The following is a 21,474-nucleotide window of genomic DNA, read 5'->3' as shown; positions in this document are numbered from 1 at the left end:
GCCACGCCGAGGCCCCCGGTCCACCCGGACCGGGGGCCTCGGCCGTGCTCACCAGCGGTCCCGGCGCTCCCGCCGCTCGCCGCCGTCGCCGTCCCGGCCGCGGCGCTCCCGGCGGTCACCGTCGAAGCGGCGCTCGCCGCCGCCGTCGCCGTCCCGGTCCCGGCGCACCGTGGCCTTGCGGCCCTTGATGGTGCTGCCCCGCAGCCCCTGGATCACCTCGTCGGCGACCCCGTACGGGACCTCGACCAGCGAGAACCGGTCGGCGATCTCGATCGAACCGATGTCCCGGCCGTTGACCCCGGTCTCCCCGGTGATTGCCCCGACCAGGTCCTGCGGGCGCACCCCGGCGCGCCGGCCCAGGCCGATGAAGACCTGGGTGGTGCCGCCGGAGCGGGGACGTGCACCGCCGCCGCCGCGCCGGTCCCGGGCGTCGAACCCGGGTCGGGGCTCGCGGGACGGGCGGACGGCGACCTGCGGGATCTCCTCCTCCTCGTCGGCCGTGCCGGGCAGGGTGGCCTCGTGGGCCAGCCGCACCGCGGCCAGCGCGACCTCCACGAGGTCGAACTCGTCGGTCAGCGACTCGACGATGGCCCGGAACGGCTCCAGGTCGTCCTCCAGCAGCGACTCCCGCAGCGCCGCCTGGGTCAGCTCCAGCCGCCGGGTCCGCAGGTCGGCCACCGTGGGGATCTTGTCGACCGCGATCCGCTGGCCGGTGACCCGCTCGATGGTCTTGAGCATCCGGTGCTCGCGCGGCTCGGCCAGGGTGATGGCCACGCCCTCCCGGCCGGCCCGGCCCACCCGGCCGATCCGGTGCACGTACGACTCGGGGGCCGACGGGACGTCGTAGTTGACCACGTGGGTGAGCTGCTCCACGTCCAGCCCGCGGGCCGCCACGTCGGTGGCGACCAGCAGGTCGGCGGTGCCCGACCGCAGCCGGCCCATCACCCGGTCGCGCTGCTCCTGGCTCATCCCGCCGTGCAGCGCCTCGGCCCGGTAGCCGCGGCCGTTCATCGTCTCGGTGAGCCGGTCCACCTCCTCGCGGCTGCGGCAGAACACGATGGCCGCGGTGGGCGACTCCACGTCCAGCACCCGGCCCAGGGCGGCCGGCTTGTGCGCCCGCGCGACGATGTACGCGCTCTGCCGCACCCGCGGGGCCTCGCCCGCGACCGGCCGCTCGCGCTCGATCTGGATCCGCACCGGGTCGGTCAGGTGCTGGCGGGCCAGCCCGTCGATCCGGGCCGGCATGGTGGCCGAGAAGAGCACGGTCTGCCGGCCGGCCGGGGCGTGCTCAAGGATCGCCTCGATGTCCTCGGCGAAGCCCATGTCGAGCATCTCGTCGGCCTCGTCGAGCACCACCGTGGTCAGGCCGCCCAGCCGCAGGGTGCCCCGGGCGATGTGGTCCAGCGCCCGGCCCGGCGTCGCCACCACCACGTCCACGCCGGCGTCGAGGGCGCGCAGCTGCCGGCCGATCGGCTGGCCGCCGTAGATCGGCAGCACCCGGGCGCCCAGGTCCTTGCCGTAGCGGTGGAACGCCTCGGAGACCTGCACCGCCAGCTCGCGGGTCGGCACCAGCACCAGCGACACCGGGTCCCCGCCGGGACGGTCGTCGGGCATCCGCTGCAGCAGCGGCAGGGCGAACGCGGCGGTCTTGCCGGTGCCGGTCGCGGCCTGCCCCAGCAGATCCTGGCCGGCGAGCAGCGGCGGGATCGCCTCCCGCTGGATCGGGGTCGGCTCCTCGTAGCCGAGGACGGCGAGCGCGTTCAGCAGCTCGGTGCGCAGCCCGAGGTCCGTGAAGGCGACGGCCTCGTCCTCGGCGGGTTGGGCGGGATCGGTCGGGGTTGGTGCGGAACTCATGGGGCAAGCTTTTCATCACCGCCGCCCGGCCGTCGCGGCGACCGCCGCAAACCGTCGTCCCCGCCACGTCAAGGGTGATCCGGCCGGGTGACGGCCGGCCGGATCACCCGGAAAGGACGGCCAGCAGGGTGGTCGCCCCCACGGCGACGTCCAGCACGGCGCACCACTCCGCGTACCCCCGGGGCACGACGCGGCCGGTGCGGTGGTGCGCCACGTCCCAGGCGGCGTGCCCGAGCCAGCCGAGGCCCACCAGCACGCCGGCCAGGCCGTCCGGCCCGAGCAGGGCGGCCGCCGCCAGGCCGCCCCAGCCGGCCAGCCCGGCGAGCTGCCACGCCACGGTCCGGCGGTCGCCCCACTGCCGCCGCCAGGTGCCGATGAGCAGGTAGCCGGCCGGCAGCACCAGCAGCGTCCACGGGGAGAACACGGTCGGCGCGACCCAGAGGTCCACGGTCATCAGCAGGGCCAGCCCGGTCGGCCACCGGCGCGCCACCGCCGCGGCGACCGGATGGCGGCGGGCCGGCGCCGGATGCGCGTGCCGGTGCCGCAGCGCCACCAGCGCCATCGCCGGCAGCATCAGCAGGTGGCCGCCGAGCATCAGCGCGTCGTCCCCGACCAGCCCGGCCCACCAGGGTGGAAGCAGCAGCAGGAACGGGACGTACATGACGGCCACCATCTCGGCCGTGGCCGCCCATCCGTGGCCCCGGTGCCACATCCAGGCGGCCATGCCCAGGCCCATGTTCGTTGCCATCACCAGCGCGCCGACATCCGCCCGGGCCAGCGCGTCGACGCCGCCCAGCAGCGCCGTGCCGGCCCGCCACAGCGGGCCGAGCAGCAGCATGCCGACCACCATCGCCACGACCATCCCGGCCAGGTGGCCGGCCAGCCGTCGGGCATCCGTCCGCAGGGGTACGCGTACCGTCGTCTCCGTCATGCCCCGAGCCTGCCGGCGCCCCGCGCGCGGAACCATGCGCGTCCGTCACGGGAAAGCCGTGCGTCGTGCACGGGTGCGGCGTGACATTCCGCAGGGGTGAACCGGGCGGCCGGCGGCCCTAGGATCGGCGGACATGACGGTCGACGCGGCGGACCGCCGGCTGCGGCGGGCCCGGCAGCTCACGCTGCTGTCGCTGGCCACGAACGTCGGGACCACCCTGCTGCTGCCGTGCGTCGGGCTGGCCCGGGAGCCGGAGCCGCGGCGGGTGGCGCTCGGCGTGCTCGGGCTCGCCGGCTTCACCGCCGCTCAGGCGGCGGTGCTGCACGCGGCGGTCACCCCGTGGCTCGCCGGGCGGGCCCGGCGCCGCCGGCACGCCGCGCTGGCGGTGGCCGCCCTGCTCAGCCTGCCGCTCGTCGGCCCGGTCGCCGCCGGCGCCTGGCCCACCTGGGCGTGGCTGGGCGCGTCCCTGGTCGGCATGTCCCCGCTGCTGTTCCGGCCGCTGCCCGCCCTGCTGGCGGCGGCGGGGGTGCTCGGCGCCTCCGCGGCCGTGACGCTGGCGACCGGCGGGCCGCTGCCCACCGCCCTCCTCGTGACCGGCGGCGTCGGCGCCGGCGTCGCCGCGGTCACCTGGCTCCAGGTCTGGTTCTGGGACCTGGTCGTCGAGGCCCGGCAGGGGCAGGCCGCCCGGGCCCGGCTCGCCGCCGCCGAGGAGCGGCTGCGCTTCGCCCGCGACGTCCACGACCTGCTGGGCCACGACCTCACCGTGATCGCGCTCAAGGCCGAACTCGCCGAGCGGCTCGCACCCGTCGACGCGGCGCGGGCGGGCCGGGAGGCCGCCGAGGTGCGCCGGCTGGCCGGGTCGGCCCTCACCCGGGTACGCGAGGCCGTGCATGGTTACCGCGCCGTCGACCTGGCCGAACAGCTGGCCGCGGTGGGGGAGGTGCTGCGGTCCAGCGGGGTGCGCTGCACGGTGGTGCCACCGGCCGGCGAGCTGCCCGCGCCGGTCGCCGCCGACCTGGCCGCCGTGCTGCGGGAGGCCGGGACGAACGTGCTGCGGCACAGCCGGGCCGACTGGTGCCGGATCGAACTCACCCGGGAGGACGGCCTCGTGACCATGACCGTACGCAACGACGGCGCCGGCGGCGCCGGCCCGGACGCGCTCAGCGGCGGGCTGCGCGGGCTGGCCGACCGCCTCGCACCGGCCGGGGGCAGCGTCCGGGCGTACGCCGAGGACGGGGTGTTCCACCTGGTGGCGACCGTGCCGGTGGCGTCGTGATCCGGGTGCTGCTGGCCGACGACGAGGAGCTGATCCGCCTCGCCCTCGCGGCCCTGCTCGACCTGGAGCCCGACCTGGAGGTGGTGGCGCACGCCGCCGACGGCCGGGCCGCCCTGGCCGCCGCGCTGGCCCACCGTCCCGACGTCGCCGTGCTGGACCTGGAGATGCCGCCGCCCGGCGGGGTCCAGGTGGCCGCCGAGCTGGCCCGCGTGCTGCCCGGGTGCGCCACGGTGATCCTCACCGGGCACGGCCGGCCCGCCCACCTCCGGCCGGCGCTGACCGCGGGCACCCGCGGGTTCCTCGCCAAGGGCGCGCCCGGGGGTGCGCTGGCCGACGTGATCCGCCGGGTGCATGCCGGCGCCCGGTACGTGGACCCGGCCCTCGCCGCCGACGCGCTGACCCTGCCGGAGTGCCCGCTCACGCCGCGGGAGCTGGAGACGCTGCGCCTCGCCGAGCTGGGCACCCCGGTGGCCGTGATCGCCCGGCGGACCCACCTGGCGGCCGGGACGGTCCGCAACCACCTGGCCGGCGCGCAGCGGCTCGACGGGCACGCCGAGGTCGGTCAGCCAGCTGATCCCGGCCGGGGTGAGCGCCAGGCCGCCGGCGCGGTCGAGCACGCCCCGGGCCAGCAGGGCGTCGTGCACCAGCACGCCGAGCCGGCCGGCCAGGTGGTCGTAGCAGGTCCGGGCGTACGCGAGGGACGCCTGGGCGGACGCGGCGCGCAGCGTGCGGGGCGGGGTCGCCGGGGCGGGCGCCCGGCCGGCCAGGTCCTCGATGAGCTGGGCCACCGACGGGTCGGCGAGGCGGACGTAGCGGTGCCGGCCCTGCCGTTCCTCGGCCAGCAGCCCGCCCCGGACCAGGCGGGTGAGGTGGTCGCTCGCGGTGGACGGGGCCACCCCGGCGGACCGGGCCAGTTCGCCGGCTGTCCAGGCCCGCCCGTCGAGCAGGGCGAGGCAGAAGCCGGCCCGGGTCGGGTCGGCGAGCAGCGCGGCGAGCCCGGCCAGGGTGCGGCCGTCGGTGCGGGTGGTCATGCGGGCAATGCTGGCACGGGAATTGTTCGGTCCCCACCGACGCGTGCGCGTCGCCCTTTACATCGTTGTCTCCAACGTTGTAGAAAGCGGGGGCACCGCAGTGACCTCCGTCTACCTCCAAGGCAGGCCTGATGGGACACCTCCACCGCGGCGGCCGCGTGCTCGCCGCCGCACTCGCTCTGCTGCTGACCACGTCCACGGCCGCGGCGGGCGCCCCCGCCGCCGGGGCCGACCGCTACCGGAACCCGGTCTCGGCGGGCTTCGCCGACACCTTCGCCGACCCGGCCGTCGTCCGTGGCGACGACGGCCTCTGGTACGCCTTCGGCACCTCCGACCCGCTGCGCGAGGGCGAACGCCAGGCGCACCGGGTGCCGATCGCCCGCTCCGCCGACCTGGTCGACTGGACCTACGTGGGCGACGCCTTCACGCCCGACCAGCGGCCGTCCTTCGCCGCACCCGGGGCCGCGTTCTGGGCACCCGACGTGCGCCGGGTCGCCGACCGCTGGGTCATGTACGTGACCGTCACCGACACCACCGTCTCCGGCGACACCTTCGACACCGCGATCGGGGCGGCCACCGCGCCCACCCCGGCCGGGCCGTGGACGTTCTCCGACACGCCCGTGGTCGCCCCGCGGCCGGGCGGGGGCGGCGGCTACCTCTGGACCATCGATCCCAGCCAGTTCACCGATTCCGACGGCCGGTCGTACCTCTACTTCGGCAGCTACTACGGCGGCATCTCGGTCACCGAGCTGTCACCGGACGGGCTGCGCGCGGTCGGCACGCCGAGCCTGGTCGCCGTCGACAACAAGTTCGAGGGCAGCTACGTGCTGCGCCACGACGGCTGGTACTGGCTGTTCGCCTCCACGGCGAACTGCTGCGCCGGCCCGGCCACCGGCTACTCCGTCCAGGTGGGCCGGGCGCGTGACCCGCGCGGGCCGTTCGTGGACCGGGACGGCCAGCGGCTGGACGCCTCCCGGGCCGGTGGCACGCCGGTGCTCACCCAGAACGGCAACCGGTGGATCGGCACCGGGCACAACGCCGTGCTCACCGACCTGTCCGGGCAGGACTGGATCGCGTACCACGCCATCGACCGGGCCGACCCGTACCTGGACGAGCCGTTCGGGATCAACGAGCGGCCGATGCTGCTGGACCGCCTCGACTGGGTGGACGGCTGGCCGACCGTCAACGCCGGCGCCGGCCCCTCCGAGGGAGCCCGGCCCGCGCCGGTCACCACCGGCCGGATCGACGCCCGCTTCGACACCGCCGACCTCGGCGGCTGGCGGGGCGGCGCGGGCCACTGGCGGGTGACCGGCGGCGTGCTGTCCGGCACCGGCACGCTGACCGCCCGGGCCGGGCTCGGCGGCGACGTCCGCGCCGAGGCCGACCTGCGCCTCGCCGGCGCGGACACGGCCGTGCTGCGGCTCGGCCGGGTCGAGGTCAGCGTCGGGGGCGGCCGGCTGACCGCCCGCGAGAGCGGCGGCGCGACCGCGAGCGTGCCGCTGCCCGCCGGGCTCGACCTCACCGGCCGGCACAACCTGGCCGTGGAGGTCCGCGACCGCCAGCTCGTCGCCGAGCTGAGCCCGGCCCGCCTCGGCGACCAGCTCGCCGTGGTGGCGCTGAAGCTCGCCAGGCCGGCGGCCGGCCCGTTCGCGCTGCGCGCCGACGGTGGCACGGCCGAGTTCGACAACGTCAGCGCGGCCGCGCTGTACCGCCCGGTCCGCCAGACCGTCGCCCCGCCCCGCGTCGGTCCGGTGCTGTCCCGGTTCTCCGACGAGTTCTCCGACGGGCTCGACCCGGCCTGGCAGTGGGTCCGGCCCAACCCGGCCGCCACGGTGAGCGGCGGCGCGCTGCGCTGGCCGGTCGAGTCGAGCGACCTGGTGGGCACCGGCAACACGGCCGGCGTGCTGCTGCGCGACGCGCCCGCCGGCGACTACGTCGCGGAGACGAAGGTGACCCTCGACCTGGGTGAGGACGTGGTCCGCAACTACCAGCAGGCCGGCCTCGTGGCGTACGTGGACGACGACCGCTTCGCCCGGCTCGCCCAGGTGGCCATCTGGAACACCCGCCAGGTCGAGTACGGCTACGAGCTGCCCTTCGCCGGCCAGCCGGTGTACGGCGGCAGCATCGTCGGCACCCCGGCCACCACGACGTGGCTGCGGCTGGCCCACCACGTCGACCGGGTCACCGGCGAGCACGAGTTCCGGGCCGGCTCCAGCCGGGACGGCAGGCACTGGACGTGGGGCGCGGTCTGGACCTTCCCGGCCGACACCACGCCCCGGATCGGTCTGGTCGCGCACGGCGGCGCCACCCCGGCGGTGACCGCGGAGTTCGACTACCTGCGGTTCCACCGCTGACCGGTGCGACCGGGGCCGTCCGGCGACGGGCGGCCCCGGTCACGGGTGGCCACCGGTCCCGGCCAGCGCGCTCATCGGGCGGGCATTCCCCGGGGGACGCCGCGGCACCGCGCCGGCGGCTAGCCTGACGGCGTGCGTACGGTCGAACTGCTCTGTTCCCCGGAGCTGGAGGAGGCGGTACGGGCGGCCTGGGATCGGCTCGCCGCCGCCGGCCTGCCCAGCCTGGCCCGCCACCCGCACCCGACGAACCGGCCGCACCTGACCCTTGCCTCGGTCGACGAGTTCCCGTCCGGGGCCGAGGAGCGCCTGGCCGACCTCTGCGACGCCGCGCTGCCCCTGCCGGCCCGCCTCGACCGGGTGGAGGTGCTCGACGGCACCGCCCCGCTGGTCTGGCTGGTCCGCCCCGCCCCGCAACTGGTCGCCCTGCACGGCGCGGTCTGGGACGTGCTCGCCGCGGCCCCCGGGCCGCGCCCGTGGCACACCCCCGGCCGCTGGGTGCCGCACCTGAGCCTGGCGCTGCGGTTCCGGGACGCCGACCGGCGCCGGGCCCGGGCGCTGGCCGGCGGTGAGCGCCCCACCGGGGAGTTCGTCGCGGCGCGCAGCTACGACAGCGAGACCCGGACGACCGTCCCCCTGTCCTGCCTCGAGCAGGAGAGACGGCGCTGACGGTGCGTCGACCGGCGGGCACCGGCCGGCGGTCCTCCCTGGGTCCGCCGGCCGGTGCCGCTGCCGTCACTTCTTCGGCTGGGGGATCTTCACCGAGCTGAACCTGGGTGCGGCGGTGCGGGTGAGCACGCTCGCGTCGGTGACGAAGGGCACGACCGTGCCGTTGAGGGTGCGGCTGACGAAGGCGAGGCGGGTGCCGCCGCTGGCCTGGTAGCTGAAGGCGGTGGGATCGACGCCGTAGAGGCCCTCGCCGCCGTTGAGCGTCCAGGTGCCCCAGGTTTCGGTGCCCTGGCCGGTTTCCCAGGCGTTGTAGATGCTGTTCTCGGTGGTGCGGGTGACGACGAGGATCCGGCCGAGATTGGGGTCGAGGATGGCGGCGGGGTTGCCGGCGGGGGTGATGGTGCCGGTGCCGACGAGGGTCCAGGTGCCGGGCCAGGTGCCGTCGGTGTTCTGGTACTGCTTCTTGATGGTGCCGTCGCTGTGGCGGGCGAAGACCATCGCGCGGCGCCCGGGCATGACCACGACGGCGGGGGTGCCGGCGAAGCCGGTGCCGCCACCGATGCTGGCGAACGGCGCGGTGAGGGCCCGGTTCTGGTAGGTCGCGGTGACGACCGCGCCGGTGCTGTCGATCGCCGTGACGGTCGCGGTCCCGTTGAGCCCGGCGTCGACCACCGGCGTGCCGGTCAGGCCGGTGCCGCCCAGCTTCGTCCAGGGCAGCAGGTCGCCGTCCCTGCCGTTCTGGGGCCGGGCCCACAAGGCGCCGTCGGTGTCCAGGGCGAACACGGCGAGGCTGTCGTCGGAGAGCCGCACCACGGACGGCTCGGACCGCATCCCGCCGGCCAGATTGCCCCAGGCGTTCCAGGTGAGCGCGCCCGGGGCGGTCTGGCTCAGCGGGCGGATGTCGCTGTTCGTCTGGTGTCCGTAGAGGTTGATCCGGCCCTGGTAGTCGGCGATCAGGGCGGGCTTTCCGGTGTGGGCGTCGGCGCCGGACACCGGGGTCCACTGGACCGAGCTGAAGCTGTCCGGGTCCGTCTGGCGGCCGTGCACCAGCCGGCCGATGTTGTCGGTGTAGGCGTACTCGACCGTCCCCAGTGTCGCGCCGGGCGCCGGCGGGGCCTGCATCGCCGACAGCGGGGCGTTCGCCACCGTCGGCGTGGACGGCTTGACCGGGCTGGTCAGTCCGCCCTGGTGGCAGGTGTTCGTGGTGGCGAAGACGTTCGGGAAGTTCCAGCCGCTACCGATCTTCTGGAAGAGCACGGGCCACGTGCCGGTGTCCTCGCGGTATCGGTACTGGTACAGGTCGCCGTTGCTCTGGATGCCGAACACCGAGTCGCCGCCGGCGGAGAACAGCCCCCTGGTGAAGGCGGCCCAACCGCTGCTGCCCACGAGCTTGTCGCGCATCAGCCAGCGCTCGGTCGCCGGGTCGAAGCGGTAGCGGTGCAGGGTGCCGTCGGCGGCCAGCCGGGCGTAGAGCACGCCAGGGCTCGTGGCGACGACCAGGTTGTACTTGTCCCAACCCGTGTCGAGGGCCTTGCCGGAGATCACCCACTTGCGACTGGGCTCGTCGAACCGATACCAGCGCAGGATGCCGTTGCCGTCGATGAGGTAGAAGTCGCCCGCCTCGTCCACTGTGATCTTGTCGCGGAAGGCGCTGGTCGCGTATCCGGTGAAGCTGCTGCTGAGCAGCCAGTTGATTTTGCCGTCGACCTGTTCCCAGGTGGTTCCGGTCCACCGGAAGCGGGTCAGGCCGGCGGAGTTGATGGCGTAGACGCGCCCGTTCGGGCCGCCGAGCATGCGGCCGAACGTCCAGCCACTCTTGCCGATGTCCGTCGCGCCACTCCAGGAGTAGGTGGTGGTCAACGGGTTGGTCAGGGTCCGGTGGTACAGCAGGCCCGAGGTGTTGTTGTTGAAGAAGCTGGCCGGACCGCTGCAGGTGAAACTGTCGGCCGCTTGCGCCGGTGTCTGCGCGAACGGCACCGAGAGGCTCCCGGCCGCAATTCCCAGAGCTGCGCCGAAACCGAGCACGGTGCGCCGGCGGATGCCTCTGGCAGATTGATCCTGATCGTGATCGCCCATTGTTTTACTCTCCCCGATTCTGGGCGCGAACGGGTGCCACGACAATTGACCGTCTGGTCGTGATGGCCGGTTGGCCGCCCGTTCCGCGGTCGGTCCGACGCCGACACGGCGCAATGATGCACCATCCGAACGGTCCCCGCTACCCGCCCTCGTGGACCGGCTGTACCCGCCCTTCAAACCGCCCCAGGTCGCGCTATCTGGACATTTTGCACGGAATCTTCACGCTCCGTGATCGCCGCAGGTCGCGATGAAGGTGCCACCCGCAGAGATAGACGGGTCTTGACACCTGATCGGGGCGCTGCCACTGTACAGCGGCGCATTGATGAGTAGCGACACGCGGGGGTGTGAAGCTGTGGGCGTTCGTCTATCAGGTTTTTGTCCCGATCCGGGACCGTTCCGTCGGTCCGAGTTGCTGCCACCTGATTCCGTGCTCCCCGGGGTGTATTGATCCCCCGGCGGATCCAGCTTTCTTCGCTCCCGATTGCGCCTCATACCTGTTGCGTGACCCGCGCTGATTCTTGAACGCCGGGCCGCGTCCTTTGCCATCACACCCTCGCGCGTCCGCCGATTCCGGCCCGCCTCCCTCCAGGGGTTCCCATGTCGTTCCGCCCGCCCCACCTGTCCGACCTGCGCGCACGCCTGTCCAGGCTGCGGCCGTCGCCGTGGCGACGGGGAGCGTTCCTCCGCTCCACCAGCGCCCGTTCGGCCGTCGCCGCCGCCGTGGCCGGCGTACTGATGCTCAACGTGGGCGGCAGCGGGGTGACGGCCCTGTCCGGCGAGGCCGCACGGGACGTGCGCGCGGCGGCCGGCCGGGCGGCCGGCACCAAGCCGGGCCAGAGTTGGGGCACGGCCGCCGGCCGGTCCCACGTCAAGCCCGGTTCGGTGAACCGCGAGCTGCCCCGGTCGATGCGCAGCCGGTTCCCACTGCACAAGCTCGACCAGAAGCCGCAGGCGGGCCGGAACAAGGCCTCGGTCGGCGCGTCGCCGGCCGTGCACAAGCCGGGGTACGAGCGGAGCACCAGCCGGGAGCGGGCGAACGAGCGCACCGCGCACCAGCGGGTCTACGACAACGCCGACGGCACGCAGACCACCGAGTTCTCGTCCGCCCCGATCAACTACCGCAGGGCCGACGGCAGTTGGGCGCCGATCGACCTCGACCTCGCGCCCGCGGGCGACGGCCCGGGCTGGCGCACGGTGGCGGACTCCGTCGGCCTGCGCCTCGCCGATCGCGGGGCCGCCGGTGAGCTGGCGGCGGTGACCTTCGACGGCGGCGCGGAGCTGGCCTTCGGGCTCGCCGGGGCGGCGGACACGCCGGGCCGGGTGGAGGGCCGGGCCGTGACCTACCCGGAGGTCCTGCCCGAGGTCGATCTGCGGCTGGAGCCGCGCGCGGGTGGCGTCAAGGAGACGTTGGTCCTGCGCTCGGCGAAGGCGCCCACGACGTACGTCTTCCCGCTGCGCCTGCGGGGCCTCACCGCGAAGCTGGTCGACGGCCAGATCGTGCTGACCGACCGTGAGGGACGGCAGCAGGGGGTCATACCGGCCGGCTACATGATCGACTCCGGTGCCGGCACCGCCGGTCCGGCAACCTCCACCGGCGTGCGGTACGACCTGGTCGCCCAGGGGGGCCAGCAGGCCCTGAAGGTCACCCTCGACCGCGCCTGGCTCTCCGACGGGGACCGGACCTACCCGGTCGAGGTCGACCCCACGGTCGGCCCCCCGGTCGATGCCGTTCGGTCGGACAGCAGCATGTACGTGCACGGCAGCGGTTCCACCTCGGGTGGTTCCGAGCTGCTCGTCGGCCGTTCCGGCGGGCAGAACGCGGCCGCGTACCTGAAGTTCGGCGACCTGGTCAGCCGGCTCCAGTACCACACCATCCACGGCGCGGCGCTGTCCGTGGTCAACTTCGACGCGGCCTCCTGCAAGGCCCGGACGGTCACCGTGCATCCGGTGACCGGGTCCTGGTCGGCGGGCAGCGGCTACTCCTACCCGGGCCCGGCCGTCGGCAGCGCCCTGGCGAGCCGCTCGTTCGCCCACGGGTACGTCGGGCTCGGCCAGTCCCAGTCGGCATGCCCGGCCGCGGGCGAGATGTTCGACCTCGGCGTGGCGGGCCGCAACCTGGTGCAGCGCTGGGTCAACGGCACCCAGGCGAACTACGGCCTCTCCCTGCGGGCGTCCACCACCGACAGCACGGCCTGGAAGAAGTTCGCGGGCACCGGCACCGCCAACCCGCCGGCGCTGTACATCACCCACACGCCCTACAACGCCGCGTACTCGATCCCCAAGCCCACGCCCGAGCCGCCCGTCCTGCAGAACCAGGCCGGCAAGGTCAAGGTGACGGTCACCAACCTGGGCGCGGAGGCATGGTCCCCGGCCAACTACTACCTCGCCTACCGGGTCTACAACGCCAGCACGGGCGCGGCCGTCACCCAGCAGCGCGCGGCCAGCCTTCCCGCCACCCTCGCGCGCGGCGCGAAGGTGACGCTCGACGCCACCATCAAGGCCCTGCCTCCGGGCTCCTACTTCGTCGACTTCACCATGGTGCGCAACGGGGGAGTCGTCTTCACCGACCAGCAGGTGCCGCCGGGCCGCATCGTGCTCCAGGTGTTCGACGTGCCTCCGGTGGTCCAGGAGCTCTATCCCGAGAACGGTTACCAGGCCCCCACGCTGACCCCGTTGCTGTGGGCGCGGGCCGTCGACACCGACGCTCCGCCCGGGTCCACCCTGTCGTTCAAGTTCGAGATCTGCGACCGGACGGACTCCGGCACCGCCACGAACTGCACCAACTCCGGCTATCAGGCCAAGCAGTCCTGGGTGGTGCCCGGCGGGCGCCTGGCCTGGAGCAAGAACTACATGTGGCGGGCGTACGTCAAGGACGCCGCCAACGAGGTGATCTCGCCGTACTCGGTGCTGATGGCCTCGGTGCCCCAGCCGGACCTGCTCTCCAAGGTCGGCACCGCCCCCGGCGCGGAGCAGGGCCGGGAGTTCGACGCCCAGACGGGCAACTTCTCCACGGCCGCCGTCGACGCGACGGTGGCGACGGTCGGCCCGGAGCTCAACCTCGGCCGCACGTACAACAGCCTCGACCCGCGGTCGACGGGGGTGTTCGGCGCCGGCTGGTCCAGCCGTTACGACGTGGCCCTCATCCCGGACAACGACGGGTCGGGCAACGTGGTGATCCGCTACCCCGACGGCCAGGAGGTGCGGTTCGGCAGGAACAGCGACGGCACCTACGCGGCGCCGCCCGGCCGGGTCGCCCAGTTGACCGTCGACTCCACCAGCTGGAAGCTGCTCGACCGGGGAGGGACCACCTACCAGTTCGCCCTCACCGGCAAGCTGCAGAAGATCACCGACGTCTCGTCGCGTTCGGTCGTGCTCACCTACGACCCGCTGACCGGCAAGCTCGCCAAGGCCCAGGTCTCCAACAGCCTCACCAACACCGCCGGCCGGGCGCTGCGCTTCACGTGGACCGGCAACCACATCACCACGGTCAGCACGGACGTGGTCAACGGCGCGGCCCTGACCTGGAACTACACCCACACGGGGGACCTGCTCACCAAGGTCTGCGGCCCGGACGGGGTGTGCACCGCCTATGACTACACGCCCGGGTCGCACTACCGGACGGCCGTCCTCGACGCCAAGCCCGACTCGTACTACCACCTGGGGGAGTCGGAGGGCACCGCGGCGGGCAGCGACGTCGCCATCAACCTGGGCAAGGACGCCGCCACCTACCGCAACGTCACGCTCAACCAGCCCGGAGTGGTGGAGGGGACCAGCGGCACCGCGGCGGCGTTCAACGGCACCACCGCCTACCTGGAGCTGCCCAAGGGCCTGGTGAAGAAGAGCCGCGACGCCGCGGTGGAGCTGTGGTTCAAGATCGGCCTGACCCAGACCGGCGGCCCGCTCGTCGGCTACCAGGACAAGGCGGTCGGCACGGCGGCGACCAGCGGCGTTCCGATCCTCTACACCGGCAGCGACGGCAAGCTGCGCGGGCAGTTCGCCACCGGCACCATCGCCCCGATCACCTCCACGACGACCGTCAACGACAACAAGTGGCACCACGTCGTGCTGTCCGCGATGGCCAACACCCAGACGATGTACCTCGACGGCGTCAAGGTCGGTGACCTCACCGGACAGACGATCGACGGCTCGCTGCTCACCTTCAACCAAGTCGGCCTGGCCTCGGCCACCACTCCCGCGTCCTGGCCGGGCTGGGGCGCCACCGCGCAGCGGTACTTCGCCGGCACCATCGACGAGGTCGCCCTCTACTCCCACCCGCTCGGCCCGCCCACCGTGGCCGCGCACTTCCAGTACGCCAAGCCCGCCGCCCAGCAACTGTCCCGGGTCACCCTGCCCAGCGGGCGGGTCGCCACCGAGGTGGAGTACGACACGGCGACCGACCGGGTCAAGGAGTACACCGACGACGACGGCGGCACCTGGAAGGTCGGCGCGCCCACCATCTACGGCAGCGACAAGGACCTGCGCCGCGGTGTCCAGGTGCTCGACCCCGCCAACCGTCCCTACCTGTACGAGTACGACGCCCTCGGCGGCCAGATGCTCCGGTCGGGCAGCCCGCTAGGCCTCGAGACCCGCCCCGAGGACCAGCCGACGCAGCCCAGCCCGACGCCGACTCCCAGCCCGACGCCGACCTGCTCCCAACCGGACCCGAACGACCCGGCGTTCTGCACCATCATCCCGGACGACTCCGACGGCCCCGTCTTCGTCCGGCACACCCTCGACGGCATGGCCATCCGCAGCTTCTCCTACGACGAGAAGGGCATGCAGACCAAGGTCACCAACGAGAACGGTGACTCGGTCGAGATGACCTACGACGCACAGGGCCGGCTGGCCACCCGGAAGAGCTGCCGCACCAGCACCCAGTGCTTCACGAACTACTACACCTACTCGGCGACCATCACGAACTCGCTCGACCCCCGCAAGGATCTCGCGGTCGAGACCCGGGACGGCCGCTCGGCGAGCGCCACCGACACGACGTACCGCACCACCATGTCGTACGCCCCGAACGGCCAGCTCGCCAGCCAGACCAACCCGGACGGCAGCACGGTCGGCCACACCTACACCAACGGCACGGAGTCGGCGGTCGGCGGCGGCACCGTGCCGGCCGGCCTGCTGGCCACCAGCACCGACGCCCGCAGCAAGATCACCCGGTACGCGTACTACAGCAACGGCGACCTGGCCCGGCTGACCGAACCGTCCGGCCTGGTCACCGAGTACACATACGACCCGCTCGGCCGGCGGATCACCGAGAAGGTGATCTCCGACAGCTACCCGGCCGGCGTCACCACCACGATCACCTACGACAAGCACGCGCGGGTCGCCACGGTCACGGGCCCGGTCACCACCGACGCGGTCAACGGCACCCAGCACCAGAGCCGGAGCACCACCCAGTACGACGCCGACGGCAACCCGACCACCGTCACCGTCTCGGACCTGGTGGGCGGGGATCCCGACCGCGTCACCACCACCGAGTACGACGACCAGGGCCGCCCGGCCAGGGTGGTGGACCCCGAGGGCAACGAGACCACCTACGGCTACGACCGCTTCGGCAACAAGACCACCATGACGGACGCCAACGGCAACCGGTACGACTGGGCGTACACCGCTCAGAACAAGGTGGCCGAGGTCCGGCTGCGGGACTGGCGTAGCGACCCGCCGGGTTCGCCCGCCACCGGCACCGGCGACTACCTGGTGCTGCACTCCTACTCGTACGACTTCGCCGGCCGGCTGGCCAGTGACACCGACGCGATGGGTCGGCGGCTGGAGTACCTGTACTACCGCGACGACCTGCTGCAGAAGATCACCCTGAAGGGCTTCCACAACCCGGACGGCACCACCCGGGACTACGTCGTCGAGGCGAACACGTACGACGGGGCGGGCAACCTGACCCGCAAGGTCGGCAGCAACGGCACCCAGACCACCGACTACACGCCGGACCGGGCCGGCAAGGTCATCAGCACGATCGCGGACCCGGCCGGCCTGGCCCGGACCACGACGGTGACCTACGACCCGAACGGCAACGTCACCCGGTCGGTGCGCACCGGCAATCCCTCCAACCTGCCGTGGTTCGTGCCCGTCACCTCGGAGACGGTCGACTACACCTACGACGACGCGGGCAACGTGCTCACCGAGAAGGTGGTCGCGGGCAGCGAGTCCCGGATCACCAGCTACACCTACGACCAGCGCGGCCTGCGGCTGACCGTCACCGATCCGCGCGGCAACGCCGCCGGCGCCGACAAGGCGGCCTACACCACCACCTACCGCTACGACGAGTTGGGCCAGCAGGTCGGCGCGACCGGTCCCGCCGTCGACGCGGAGAGCAACGGTGGCGCCCCGGCGGCCACCAGTCCGACCAGCGCCGTCGGCTACAACAGCTTCGGCGAGCAGGTCGCGGTCCGGGACCCGCGCGGCCTGATCAACCGCTCGGAGTACGACAAGCTGGGCCGGCCGGTGCGCACCGTCGCGCCGACCTACCAGGCGCCCGGGGTGACCCAGCCCGTCACGCCGGAGACCCGCCGGAGCTACGACCCGCTGGGCAACGTCGTCGAGGAGATCGACCCGGCCGGCACCACCCGCTACACCTACGACCAGCTCAACCGTCTGGTCACGCAGGACGAGCCGGCGAAGACGAACGACGACCGCGCGGTCACCAGCTACACGTACACGCGTACCGGCGAGGTCCTCTCCACGACCGGACCGACCGGTGTCCGCACCGAATCGACCTACGACGACCTGGACCGGCAGGTCACCCAGACGCTGGTCGAGCGGAAGCCCAGCACCCGCAACCTGGTCACCCGGATGGCCTACGACGACGCGGGCAACGCCACCTCGGTGGTCTCGCCCACCGGGGCGACCACGGTCAACACCTTCGACGCGGCCGGTGCGGTCACCCGCACCACGAGGCCGACCGGTGAGGCCACCCTCTTCGGCTACGACCACGTCGGGCGGCAGATCCGGGTCTCCGACGGCCTCGGCCGGACCAGCCGGGTGGGTTATGACCTGTTCGGCAACCGGGTCAGCGACGCCGACCTCAAGCCGGACGGCACGGTCCTGCGCACCCAGACCTACGGCTACGACATCGCCGGCAACATGACCTCCGCCACCGACCCGTACGGCACCGTCACCACCCAGGAGTACGACGCGGCGAGCCGGCTGGTCAAGCAGGTCGAGCCGGTGAACGACACCCAGTCGATCACCACGACCTTCGGCTACGACGCGGCCGGCAACCGCACCCGCTACACCGACGGCCGGCGCAACTCCACCATCTACACGTACAACACCCTGGGCCTGCCCGAGTCGGCGATCGAGCCGTCGACGGCGGCCCACCCGGCACTCGCCGACCGCACCTGGACCATCGGGTACGACGCCGACGGCAACGCCGTGCGGCTCAGCGCACCCGGCGGCGTCAGTCGCACCCGGACCTTCGACGCGTCCGGCCGGCTGACCGGGGAGACCGGCTCCGGCGGCGAGACCGGCACCGCGGCCCGGACCCTCGACTACGACCGCGCGGGCCGGCTGACCAGCGTCAGCGCGCCCAGTGGCAACAACACCTTCAGCTACAACGACCGCGGTCAGCTGCTCTCGGCCGCCGGCCCGTCCGGCTCGGCCAGCTTCGGCTACGACGACGACGGGCTGATGACCAGCCGCACCGACGTCACCGGCACGGCCAGCTTCGGCTACCTGAAGGGCCGGCTGGACACGGCGACGGACAGCATCACCGGCCAGCAGCAGAAGTTCGGCTACGACCCGGCCGGCGACCTCAAGACCATCGACTACGGCGCCGGCCGGGTGCGGACCTTCGGGTACGACGACTACGGCCGGGTCAACAGCGACGTGCTGCGCAACTCCGCCAACCAGACCGTCGCCTCGATCGCCTACGGCTTCGACCTGAACGGTCACGTCACCAGCAAGAACACCAGCGGCACCGCCGGCGCCGGCACCAACGGCTACACCTACGACAAGGCCGGCCGTCTGCTCACCTGGACGTCGTCGGCCGGAACCATCGACTACGCCTGGGACGCCAGCGGCAACCGGATCAAGGCCGGCTCGAAGACCGCCACGTACGACGAGCGCAACCGGCTGGTCTCCGACGGCGACTACACCTACGCGTACACGGCGCGGGGCACGCTGCGCACCCGGACCAGCTCCGGCCTGGCCGAGCAGTTCTCCTTCGACGCCTTCGACCGCCTCACCGCCGCCGAGGACCAGACCTACCAGTACGACGGCCTGGACCGCGTCGTCTCCCGCACCGGGAACACGTTCGTCTACGCCGGCCTGACCGACGACGTGGTGCACGACGGGGCGGAGTACTACGCCCGGGGGCCGGGCAACGACCTGCTCGCCACCGGCATCGGCTCGACGGAGCGGCTGTCGCTGACCGACGCGCACGGCGACGTCGTGGCCGCCATCGACCCGGCCGACACCAAACTCGCCACCCTGAACGACTCGACCGGGTACGACCCGTTCGGCGAGAAGACGGCCAGCTTCGGCAACACCGGCCGCCTCGGCTACCAGGGCGACTGGACCGACCCGGACACCGGCCAGGTCGACATGGGCGCCCGCTGGTACGAGCCCGGCACCGGCACCTTCACCTCCCGGGACAGCGTCACCTACAGCACGGGCGACTCGATCCTGGCCAACCGGTACGCGTACGCCGCCGGTGCCCCGCTGGACTTCGACGACCCGGACGGGCACTGGCCGCGGTGGCTGAAGAAGGCCGCCAACAAGGTCGGCAACGCCGTGTCCAGCTTCGTCAGCAACCCGGTCGGCACGCTGTACTCCGCCTACACCTGGACCCGCGACACCCTCTACACCGGCGCGAGACTGGCGTGGTCCGGCCTCAAGACGGCGGCCCGGATGGTCTCCGACGCCGGCAAGGCCCTGCTCAACAAGGCGGTCAACGGGCTACGGACGCTCAAGAACGCCGTCGTCAACTCGAAGGTCGTTCGTAGCGCGACCGACTGGGCGAAGAAGCAAAAGGCCGCCATCGCCGCACAGGTGCACCAGATGAAAGTCGCGGTGCAGGCCAAGGCGAAGGCGGCCATCGCCCAGGCGGTGAAGTTCACCAGGCTTCCGGTGGTCCAGGCCCTCACCAAACCGCTCATGGCCCTCGGCAAGGTCGTGTCGACCGGCTTCAAGATGCTGCCGGCGATCGTCGCGACCACCACCATGGCGATCAAGGACCCGAAGAAGTTCCAGCAGAAGCTGTGGCAGGACGCCGCCAAGGCGGTCGGGTCGATCACCGAGGGCGTCTCCACCGTGTGGGACAAGGCGACCCAGTTCGTCGAGGACCACAAGGCGGACATCGCCGGCTTCGTCGCAGGAACCGTCGTCGGGCTCGGCTGCGGCGCGGCGATCGGCTGGACCGGTGTCGGCGCGGTCGCCTGCGGGGCCCTCGCGGGCGCCGTCGGCTCGGCGGTCACCGGCTACATGGAAGGCAAGCGCGGTTGGGACCTGGCCGGCACGGCGGCCTTCGGCGCGTTGACCGGCGCCATCGGCGGTGCGCTCGGTTCGATCGGTGGTGCGGCACTGGGGGCCGGAATCCGCGGATTGAGCGGTGGCCTGCGGTCGGCCGGTAGCAAGGCGCTGAGCGCCGGCCTCGGAGAGGCCCGGGCGATCGCGTCCGAATCGCGTGCCCTGGCGGGTGGCGCCCGATCTCTCGGCAACAAGCTGCTGGGGCGGTGCGCGAACAGCTTCACCGGCTCGACGCCGGTCCTCATGGCTGGCGGTGGGGTCAAGCCCATTCGCGACGTCAGGATCGGCGACCGGGTGGTGGCCACCGATCCCACCACCGGCCGCACCGAGGAGCGGGTCGTCACCGGGCTGATCGTCGGCACCGGAGTGAAGAAGCTCGTCCAGATCACCGTGGACGTGGACGGCAAGAACGGTGAACGTACCGCCCAGGTGACGGCTACCGACGGCCATCCGTTCTGGTTGGCCGACCCGAAGCGGTGGACCAACGCCGAGAACCTCCGTCCCGGGTACGTCTTCGAGACTGCCGACCACCGGCCCGCCAGCGTGGTGGAGACCCGGAAGTGGTCGGAATGGCAGACGGCCTACAACCTGACGGTCGACGGCCTCCACACCTTTTATGTGGTAGCCGAGAGCGCCGCCGTTCTGGTCCACAACTGCAACACCAGTGGCGTCTACAGGTCCACTGGCCTTTCCGACTCCGAGTTGGAGGGCGCAGCCATCCAGGTCCGGGACCAGTTCGCGAAGCAGATGAGCAAGCTGTCCCAGCGGCAGCGACCCACCGTCGCGACGGCCGGCTACAACGTCGAGACCGGCGAGTTCGCTGCCGGTGCCTCCTCTACGCAGGGCTGCGCCGAGGTGTGCGTCGTCAATGCCCTGGGTGGCGACGCGAGTAAGGTGAGGTTCACTGCGGCGGTTCTGCTGCGGCCCAACAGGCTGCTGGAGCAGCAGCCTGTGTGCATCTTCTGTGAGGCACGCTTCGGGCGCGGCGCATTTCCCGGAGGGGAAACCGTGTTCGACTCCGATCGGCTGGCTGCCGAATGGCACGCGGGGGGATGGCCAGAGTGAATCAGGAGGTATTCGGCGTGGAGCCGCTACGTCTCGAGATTGCACGACACAACTGGTCCCTTCTGAGGTCGTTCCGTGGAGACGCTTCAACGCTTCCAGCCGCCGTCGAGGCGCTTGTGTGCGCCGGCTCCGATGACAAGGCGCGCGAGGCTTACTGGCGGATCGACAACGTTGCGATGGTCCAGGGGCGACTCTCGGAGAGTGTGGTGCCGTTGACGTCGTGCCTGCTCGCCGGGCTGCCGCTGGCCGGCGAAGCGGCCCGCCCGTACGTCTTCGACCTTCTTGCAGTTATCGCCGGCGGTCATGGCGATCACGTGGATTCCAGTGTCGTCGGTCCTGTTTCCGCGAAAGAATGCGTGCGGCAGATGGCCGAGTGCCTGCCGGTGTTCGTTGACGAACTCTTTCGTCGAGGGAATTCCAGTTGTGTAGATATCCTGCTGATGTGCGCCGTTTTTGATCCACGCCTCCGCAATCGGGTCGAAGCGGTTTTCCGGAGTGCCCTGCAAGAGCCGACGTGTGGACCGATCTCCGATCTCATTGAAAGCTCGCTGGCCGATCTGGATTGACCGCTGGTCGCGTGGCAAAGGCCGCGTAGAAGAGCTTCTCCAGTGGGCCGACCTGGCCCAACAACCCCTCCCGAACGTTGCAAACGAGCATCGAGAAAGAGCGGAGCCACCTCGTTGAGAACTGTATGGAAACGCAACGGCGGCGCCCTGTGCGCTTTGGTAGCGA

General features: G+C 72.5%; 8 protein-coding genes and 2 pseudogenes. 6 read left to right on the top strand and 4 right to left on the bottom strand.

What is annotated here, in order from left to right:
* Positions 1 to 48 precede the first annotated feature (48 nt).
* Positions 49 to 1,854: a DEAD/DEAH box helicase gene (locus tag F8274_RS01960; protein WP_151460524.1), complete on the bottom strand. Its 1,806-nt coding sequence runs from the start codon at positions 1,852 to 1,854 to the stop codon at positions 49 to 51.
* 103 nt (positions 1,855 to 1,957) lie between these two features.
* A complete protein-coding gene (locus F8274_RS01955; protein ID WP_151460523.1) occupies positions 1,958 to 2,785 on the bottom strand; it encodes a hypothetical protein in 828 nt (275 codons plus the stop codon).
* A 133-nt stretch (positions 2,786 to 2,918) separates the two neighbouring features.
* Here F8274_RS01955 and F8274_RS01950 point away from each other — a divergent pair, with 133 nt between their 5' ends.
* The gene (locus tag F8274_RS01950; RefSeq protein WP_151460522.1) at positions 2,919 to 4,061 is read left to right on the top strand and encodes a sensor histidine kinase; all 1,143 of its coding nucleotides are present in this window, start codon (positions 2,919 to 2,921) and stop codon (positions 4,059 to 4,061) included.
* A pseudogene (locus F8274_RS31680) lies at positions 4,058 to 4,384 on the top strand (response regulator); the annotation flags it as partial. The gene F8274_RS01950 and the pseudogene F8274_RS31680, both read left to right, overlap by 4 nt.
* A 558-nt stretch (positions 4,385 to 4,942) precedes the next feature.
* Here the strand turns inward: F8274_RS31680 and F8274_RS31675 are convergent.
* A pseudogene (locus F8274_RS31675) lies at positions 4,943 to 5,092 on the bottom strand (transcriptional regulator); the annotation flags it as partial.
* 131 nt (positions 5,093 to 5,223) lie between these two features.
* On the opposite strand from F8274_RS31675, the gene F8274_RS01935 reads away from it, so the two are divergent.
* Together F8274_RS01935 and F8274_RS01930 are read left to right on the top strand one after the other, a co-directional pair.
* On the top strand, positions 5,224 to 7,446 hold the full coding sequence (locus F8274_RS01935; protein WP_151460521.1) for a family 43 glycosylhydrolase: 2,223 nt from the start codon (positions 5,224 to 5,226) through the stop codon (positions 7,444 to 7,446).
* Positions 7,447 to 7,578: 132 nt separating this feature from the next.
* The gene (locus tag F8274_RS01930) at positions 7,579 to 8,112 is read left to right on the top strand and encodes a 2'-5' RNA ligase family protein (RefSeq protein ID WP_151460520.1); all 534 of its coding nucleotides are present in this window, start codon (positions 7,579 to 7,581) and stop codon (positions 8,110 to 8,112) included.
* Between the two features lie 66 nt (positions 8,113 to 8,178).
* On the opposite strand, the gene F8274_RS01925 is transcribed toward F8274_RS01930, so the two are convergent.
* A complete protein-coding gene (locus F8274_RS01925; protein ID WP_225853547.1) occupies positions 8,179 to 10,089 on the bottom strand; it encodes a tachylectin-related carbohydrate-binding protein in 1,911 nt (636 codons plus the stop codon).
* Positions 10,090 to 10,785: 696 nt separating this feature from the next.
* Here F8274_RS01925 and F8274_RS01920 point away from each other — a divergent pair.
* Positions 10,786 to 20,742, top strand: coding sequence for a LamG-like jellyroll fold domain-containing protein (locus F8274_RS01920; protein WP_151460518.1), 9,957 nt, complete (start codon positions 10,786 to 10,788; stop codon positions 20,740 to 20,742).
* Complete coding sequence (locus tag F8274_RS01915) at positions 20,739 to 21,308, top strand: hypothetical protein (RefSeq protein WP_151460517.1); 570 nt, start codon at positions 20,739 to 20,741, stop codon at positions 21,306 to 21,308. Before F8274_RS01920 ends, F8274_RS01915 begins: the two co-directional genes overlap by 4 nt.
* Positions 21,309 to 21,474 lie beyond the last annotated feature (166 nt).

It is taken from the genome of Micromonospora sp. AMSO31t (assembly GCF_008868175.1).
In the GTDB taxonomy this organism is placed as follows: Bacteria; Actinomycetota; Actinomycetes; order Mycobacteriales; family Micromonosporaceae; genus Micromonospora.
This window is presented reverse-complemented; position numbering and strand designations above follow the sequence as displayed.